Source organism: Amycolatopsis sp. NPDC051373 (assembly GCF_040689465.1).
Classification (GTDB): Bacteria; Actinomycetota; Actinomycetes; order Mycobacteriales; family Pseudonocardiaceae; genus Amycolatopsis.
This window is the reverse complement of sequence record NZ_JBFBAE010000070.1, coordinates 1-2040: the sequence shown is the minus strand read 5'-3', so window position 1 is coordinate 2040 and position 2040 is coordinate 1. Positions and strand designations below refer to the sequence as shown.

At 64.6% G+C, this 2040-nt stretch carries 3 protein-coding genes; all 3 read right to left on the bottom strand.

The window, feature by feature from the left end; translation table 11 throughout:
* Positions 1 to 16 precede the first annotated feature (16 nt).
* Positions 17 to 598: a hypothetical protein gene (locus AB0383_RS50015; RefSeq protein WP_364189794.1), complete on the bottom strand. Its 582-nt coding sequence runs from the start codon at positions 596 to 598 to the stop codon at positions 17 to 19.
* 961 nt (positions 599 to 1559) lie between these two features.
* Complete coding sequence (locus tag AB0383_RS50010) at positions 1560 to 1748, bottom strand: YetF domain-containing protein (protein WP_364189796.1); 189 nt, start codon at positions 1746 to 1748, stop codon at positions 1560 to 1562.
* Between the two features lie 18 nt (positions 1749 to 1766).
* Positions 1767 to 2040: hypothetical protein (locus AB0383_RS50005; RefSeq protein WP_366191700.1), on the bottom strand; the 274-nt coding region annotated here is incomplete at its 5' end.

Sequence of the window (2040 nt, the reverse complement as noted above, 5' to 3'; positions counted from 1 at the left end):
AGCCGGCCACCAAGCGTCACGCTACGATCAACCCTTCGAGCCTGCCCGGGCTCGGTGACAGACAACGAGACCTGCACCAGACCCGGGGCGCATCAAGGACGTTTTCCAACGGTGCTTGGCAGGCCAGGTCGGCTTGGCCGTCTACGAGAACGCTGTACGTGAGCACGTGCCGTTTGCTGATCAGCGATGGCCCGACCAGCAGCGCCGTGGTGTCCATCCGCACCTGCGGCGCAGGCACCAATGAAGGCGAGGCAGATTGTGCCGTCAGCAGCTCAACAATCGGGACGGCGAAGTCGAGCACCAGCGGTCTCCCTTGGTCGAAGCCGCTGCTGGGAATGTCCTGACGACCACTGCCAACCAGTACGACCGTCACCACGCGAGGATCATCGCCCACCCGCCCCTCGTGCCGCACTTCCAATGATCCGGACACGCTCCGGCTCAGCAGCGGAATGTCGGAGAGCACCGTATAGGTCAGCCGGCGCCGAGGCAGCGCGCAGACAGCGACGACGATGGCCGGAACACCCAACACGATCGCCACCACCACAGCGGTGACCGACCACAACAGCTGGGACTCATACCAGGATTCTGCGAGGTTCACCCTCATGGGATCGCACTCGGACTCGCGAATGCGACACCGATCTGCGGAAACTTCCCGGCCGAGCGCTGACGCCGTGCCGGCGGGCGAAGGACGTCGGCAGGTTCGAGACGGCCTCCTCGATTGCGGTGTCGAATGCCGCAGCAGCCGACTCCGGCGCGAATTCGGTGGTGTAGACAACCAGGCACAAGCGCGCCCAGGTCGATGACGTCCACGGTTCCGAGGTGGCGCTCGGTCGGGAGGCCGACGACGACCCGATATTGGAATCGCCGGAGAATCGTGTCCCTCGCCACCACGGCTTCGAGCCGACCTGCAACGTGAACGTGCGGCCCCCATATGTCGCAGGTCGGTCCGCTCAACGACGGGTAACGACTGTACGTTACTTCGCACGCCACGGGACGTCGACGCCCGCAACGTTGCTCTGACTCTCCCCGATATCGGCACCGACGGCTTCAAAAATGCAGCAGGTACCCCGGCGAACCTCTCGGAGGAGGCCGTCGTTCGTCGGCGCTGCGGCAACACGATCCGGCGGGTACACGAGCATGGCTCCGGCGCCACGTGCGAATAGACCTCGACCACCCGGTTCGGCAAGTGATGGCCCAACGGCGAGCCCGCGCGATCTCCGGCGCGCGCCACCGGCGATCAGCCACGTCTTGTGACTGTGCCGCAGCCCGTGGAACGTCAACCCCGGACACACCGAGTAGACCCGCACGCCCGCCCTGCGGACACCGTCGATCGCCGGGCGCAGCACTCGCCGATCGAAGGTCGACCTCCACAACCAGCTGCCGCAGGGGTTGGTGAACACGAACTCATACGGATGCGTCTCCAGACGCCGCCGCAGCAGCCTAATCAGGAACGGCGGCAGCACGATGGCGTGGGCCGACGAGTCAAAATTCGCGAGGCGTTGACAAGGCGGGATTCACCGTCGCCCCGATATTCTAATTGTCGGGCGGACCACCGTCGTTCATGGGGTCTGCTCGGCGTATCCGGGAATGTCTTCGACCAGAAAACGATCTGGCGTGGAGTCCCGCCGAGCCACGCTCATCTGACCGTTGGCCTCAAGGACGACCCAGGCGACATCGTCAAGGCGCGTTATACCGGCCAGCCGAAGGCGCTGGCGCAGTTCATCGTGTGTCAGCCGGGCGCGGAGCAAGTCGGCGTGGCGGACATCTCACCCAACCATGAGCAGAACCGGCTCTTGCCGTAGCGACGCACCGAACAGCCGAGTCTTCTGCGCAAGTGCCAGCAACCGCTGCAGCACGAACAAGGTCACCATCGCGACAACACCGCCGGCGAGAGTCGGCACACTCAGTAGTGCGGTCCTGCCGAGTACTGCGCCGAACGCCATGACGCTAGTGTCGCGTGTCGTTAGTTGTTTGACGGTTGGGTGGGTGTCAGAATGCGGTATGGCGAATCGACCGGCTGCCGCGCTGTCTCTTCGTGAT